3 protein-coding genes, 1 pseudogene and 1 other annotated feature are annotated in these 5291 nt (G+C 48.4%); of the genes and pseudogenes, 1 reads left to right on the plus strand and 3 read right to left on the minus strand.

Translation table 11 applies throughout. From position 1 onward, the window contains the following. A pseudogene (locus tag AC1DWB_RS30885) lies at positions 1 to 292 on the minus strand (hypothetical protein); the annotation flags it as partial. A gap of 74 nt (positions 293 to 366) precedes the next feature. Next, on the minus strand, positions 367 to 2250 hold the full coding sequence (locus AC1DWB_RS30890; protein ID WP_477544930.1) for a diguanylate cyclase domain-containing protein: 1884 nt from the start codon (positions 2248 to 2250) through the stop codon (positions 367 to 369). Between the two features lie 382 nt (positions 2251 to 2632). Between AC1DWB_RS30890 and rpsD the strand changes: the two genes are divergently transcribed. Further along, a complete protein-coding gene (gene rpsD, locus AC1DWB_RS30895) occupies positions 2633 to 3232 on the plus strand; it encodes a 30S ribosomal protein S4 (protein ID WP_477544931.1) in 600 nt (199 codons plus the stop codon). 54 nt (positions 3233 to 3286) lie between these two features. Here the strand turns inward: rpsD and tyrS are convergent, their stop codons facing one another. Further along, a complete protein-coding gene (tyrS, locus tag AC1DWB_RS30900) occupies positions 3287 to 4552 on the minus strand; it encodes a tyrosine--tRNA ligase (protein WP_477544932.1) in 1266 nt (421 codons plus the stop codon). Positions 4553 to 4683: 131 nt separating this feature from the next. Beyond that, positions 4684 to 4957, minus strand: a binding site (T-box leader). Positions 4958 to 5291: the final 334 nt, after the last annotated feature.

Raw genomic sequence — 5291 nt, forward strand, 5'->3', positions numbered from 1 at the left:
CCACTTGCATAATCAGCTGATTATGCCCCGTCACCGTGCCCTTGAAGGCGATTCCTTGCTGGGTCAGTATCCCATTCAACGATAGCTGCGTCTTCCCTGTAAACGCGAAATTGTCCTTACCGGATAAGCCCGATACGGCATTGTCGAATATCTTGTCAGGGTCCATATAGTTCATCCCGCAACCAGCAGATAAACATAACGACAAACAAAGACCCGAGAGCAAATAAGCCCGGCCCCCGATCAGTTGGTATCGACGTATATAACGCATTATGGTTGGAATCGATCGTTCCATTCAGTTCTCCCCCTACGATTGTCAACTACTACGCATAGCGTTATCGTTTCCCATGAGGGGGAGGTTATGCAAGCTTAACCAAGACGAATCTGATTTTTGCCCGAGCTCTTCGCCTTGTAGAGGGCCATATCCGCTCGGTAGAACAGTGTTTCTACGCTTAACTTGGCATCGTTCCAAGTCCAGTCTGACACACCACACGATACCGTCACCATCGGTGTAGTTTCCATCCTTACTTTATTGCAGATCCGTTCGGCGACGTGAATCGCTTGATCACGATTGAGCTTCGGAAAGTATACCGCCAGCTCCTCTCCTCCCCATCGGGCGGCTATATCTCCATCACGGATGCAAGATTTAATAATTCGACTAACTTGGATGAGTACATCATCCCCAATCTGATGCCCATGGGAATCGTTAACTTTCTTAAAATTGTCGATGTCCAAGAGGACGAGTGAACCGCAAGCGTCTTTCTTCTGAAACGCCGCGATATGCTCATCTAAATAATGGCGGGCGAACAAACCGGTCAGATGGTCGGTCGCAACCATTCTGCGCACTTCCGCATGAAGGCTAGCATTCGTAATTGCCAGCCCAATGTGGCCTGAGAGAACTTGTAGCAGCTTGTAATTATTGTAGGAAAAGTAACTCGGAGTGCGGTGTGCGATTAAGATGGCCCCGATTGATTCATCGTGATCCAGAATAGGGGAGGCAAGCAGCGACCGGGCTTCCGTTGCATCCATCCAGACAGAATCGATCGGGCAATCTCCCCGGTAGTCAGATAAAATGACAGGTTCCTTCTTCTTAACGACAAGTCCCGCGAATCCGTAATCCAAGGAAACCCGCTCGTGCATGAAAGATTCCGGATGACTGGCTTGAACGACCAGCTCACTTCGAACTTTGTCCAGCTCAACTATACATGCAAATTCGGCTTGAAATATATGTGTCAGTTCGTCGACTGCGTATTGAAAAATGTCTTGCAGCTTCAAGCTGCTTTGGTTCAATCGTTGCGTAATCTCATTAATCAGCTGCAACTCTTGAACAAGCCGCACCGTCTGGCCGAACAGCTGTGCGTTCTCAAACGCCGTACCAGCAGCGTCAGTCAAATGCGCAATGAAATCCAATTCCTCAGCAATACACGATCGAGACACAGATTCCATGTGGAGTACACCATATACACCTTGCTTACCTTGGAGAGGAATTGCCACTGCACGAACATCCGCACTCGGATTGGAATATTCTTCCTCCAACACGATGCAGCCATCCATGAACGATCTGGAGCATAAATGATCGCAATCATGTAAAGTAAGCGGTTTAACAGGGAAATCAGGGCATAGATGATCTTGGGATACGTACAGTTGTTTGGGGAGTCCGGGGTAGAGGATGTCAAGACAAGTCATCCATTCTGTCAATATCGCATTCACATCATTAAGTTCGTGGAGTTGTCTGCTTAGATGAAATAAAGTACCTTGCCGCTCAGAGGCCCTCTTGGCACGACTTAACGTTTCCATCAGCCATCTGTTATCGGCTTCCTCCCTCTCCATCTGAAAGCGGGCAGTAAGCGCGATGCAGAGCGAGCGTAACATGAACACAACCTCACTCCCAGTTTGCTCGGAAGCCATCGATAGCGTTACCGTCATATTCAACGGCTCAAGTCGTATAGCTTGTGTCTCGTAAGCTACTGATTCTGAATGAGTGAGCGAGTCATCTTGCCTGCTCATGTTCCCCTTCAATTGCCTTGTCGCCCAAGGCGTTCCCTCGGGTCCCAGCATGGCAATCGTTATGTCGAATTCGATGTGGTCCGATGTCAGTTCATCGATAAGACTATGAAAAGCTTCAGTCAATTGGGTCGTATAGGAATTGTGATCCCGAGATTGGCGATCCGTCCCAACTGCGAATATTCCGTTTCCAGGGAATGTATCTGTAGGATTATGTATCGCCTGCGTTGGTATTCGTTCTTCTCCCATGACAAGCTCCTTCTAGTAATCATTCAATACTATAATAGTACACATAACAAACCATCCTTGTCAGCATATATTATTCGTCAAAATGCTCCACAAACCGCCATGTACTGCGATTCTCAAAATCGGCATCACGATTTTTACTTGGTTTACTTGACACTGCTACCCTTTATCTTATAGAATTAATAGTCGAGTGGAATCAGATCATCTTCGATCATATTTTGGTGTCACCCTTACTAATTTTGTTGCTGACAGGACTGCGGCTGAACATTCCTGGCAGATGAATTCGGAACGAAATTTTGAATTCTGTAAACAAAGTTAGGCACCCGGGATAATCTTGTTCTCCAAACCAACCAATACATTAAAATGTTGAAGGAGTCACGAATACATGGCACGCTATACAGGTCCTAAATTTAAATTAAGCCGCCGTCTGGGCATTTCCTTGAGCGGTTCCGGTAAAGAATTGAAACGCGCATTTCCTCCAGGACAACATGGTCCAGGACAACGTAAGAAAATGAGCGGTTACGGTATTCAATTGCAAGAGAAGCAAAAGCTTCGCCACATGTATGGCCTAGGTGAGAAGCAATTCCGCAACTTGTTCAACAAAGCTTCCAAGCTGAAAGGTATTGCCGGTGAAAACTTCATGGCACTGTTGGAAAGCCGTCTGGATAACCTCGTTTATCGCTTCGGACTGTCCAACTCCCGTGCAGGCGCTCGCCAGCTCGTATCGCATGGTCACGTGACTGTTAACGGTAAGAAAGTGGACATCGCCTCCTACTTGGTTAACACAGGTGACGTAATCGGTCTTCGTGAAAGAAGCCGCGGCTTGTCTACTATCAAAGAAGCTTTGGCAAACCGTAACTTCCTGCCAGCCTACGTTGAATTCAACGAAGCTGCTATGGAAGGCAAGTTTGTCCGCCTTCCAGATCGTTCCGAAATGCCTCAAGAAATCGACGAGAAACAAATCGTTGAGTTTTACAGCCGTTAATATCAAACGTCCGGACACATCGTCCGGACGTTTTTTTGTGCCTGCATGCTCACTCTATTTTGCTGATAGCGCTACTTTGACGAATTTCCTTTTTCCTACTTGAATCACATCTCCATCTGCTATCCGGACTGTGCCCAGCGGGTCGTCCAGCTTCGCCTCGTTAATCTTCACAGCCCCTTGCATCACGCTACGTTTCGCCTCTGCGTTTGAGGACTGCAACCCCAAGCTCACTAGGAGAGGAACGATCCGAACTCGACCTTCACTATCAAGCAGATCAGCCGATACGGACATCGTCTCCATATCGTCCGGAAGAGCACGCTGCTGGAAGACGGTCACGAAGTGCCGTTCAGCCTCGTCTGCCGCTTGAACCCCGTGGTACATTCTGACGAATGTATGCCCGAGCTGCATCTTCGCGTCTCGAGGGTGAACTTCTCCAGAAGCTAAGCCATTTCGTAATTCGTCCAGCTTGGCGGCCGATATATCGGTAGCCAACTCATAATACTTGAGCATCAGCTCATCAGGCACCGACATCGTCTTCCCATATATATCGTTCGGCGACTCGCTGATGCCAATGTAATTGCCCAGACTCTTGCTCATCTTCTGCACACCATCCAGCCCTTCCAGTAAGGGCAGCGTAATGGCTGCTTGTGTGGGTACCCCGTATTCTTTTTGCAGCGTGCGCCCCATCAGTAGGTTGAATTTCTGATCGGTGCCACCCAATTCGATGTCACTCTTTAACGCGACGGAGTCATAACCCTGCATGAGCGGGTAAAAAAACTCATGAATGCTGATCGGAAGTCCGGTTGTGTAACGTTTCGTAAAATCGTCACGTTCTAACATTCGCGCTACGGTGACACATGCCGCCAGCCGGATGACCTCATTGAAGTGCAGCAGATTCAGCCACTCGGAATTGAAGTAGACCGTMGTCTGCGCAGGATTCAATATCTTGAAGATTTGCTCCTGATAAGTTTTGGCATTCCGCATCACATCGTCCTCACTCAGTTGCTTGCGCGTCTCCGACTTCCCGGTAGGATCGCCGATTCGACCTGTGAAATCCCCGATGATCAACTGAACCTCATGACCGAGCTCCTGAAATTGCCGCAGCTTGTGCAGCACGACCGTATGCCCCACATGAATATCTGGCGCGCTTGGATCGAGACCGAGCTTAATCTTGAGCGGTCTGACCTCCAACACCGACTTCTCCACTTTATGCCTAAGCTCATCCTCCGGTATGATCTCAACGACGCCCCTGCTAATAATTTCCATTTGGCGCTCCACTTCCTGCAGCTGTTCGATCGATAGTTTACTTAGCTTCTCCATTCTGATTCGACTCCTCTCTTGTATGTGTGTGCTAAACGCAAAATAACCCCACAAAGTGACGCGGGGCCCTCGAAGCATATTCCGATTACTTTGCGGGGACCCCGGGACAAAAAAAACCTTCCTGTCCCCAAAAAAGGGACGAGAAGGAATTCACCCGCGGTACCACCCTAATTAAAGCGCTGCTATCGAATGCTGTGGCAAGATACTTACTGTCAAGTAGACGAAGCATATCGAGCGCTCTCACTTAAGCCTGTTAACGGGATGGTCCCGGATAGCGGATAATGACGGCATGCACCGCTTTCCCCTCTTCTGCTCCAGACGGTATTTCGACTTCTCGGGCTCGTATCGGCTCGCACCTCCGCCGACTCTCTGAAACGGTTACCGCAGTCTACTGTCAGCGTTCATCCGACGAATATTCCCTATAGAATAATCGTTCGGCAGTACCACTGTCGTCCTTCCAAGCATTTCGCTGTAAATAAATTAGTTAAGTTATAACACAATAAGAAGAGCGCGTCAACGCAGCGCAGGATAGGATCGTCAGTCCCCATATGCTATAATAGATCTGCCGCACCTCGTCAATACGCGCGCTTATTAGAAGTAGGAGGTTCATAATGTCAGAAGATTCATCTCAAAAGCAATCATTTTTCCAAAAACATCCTAAAACTCGCACGACTCTACTATTCGGGTTAGGTGTGCTGAAATGGACGTTCATTCTCGGCATGCTCGGTCTACTCTTGGG

This window comes from Paenibacillus sp. P4_E11 (assembly GCF_056401635.1).

Coding starts and splice junctions, on each gene's coding strand:
- AC1DWB_RS30890 (WP_477544930.1), bottom strand. CDS start 2,250: ATGGGAGAAGAACGAATACCAACGCAGGCGATACATAATCCTACAGAT.
- rpsD (WP_477544931.1), top strand. CDS start 2,633: ATGGCACGCTATACAGGTCCTAAATTTAAATTAAGCCGCCGTCTGGGC.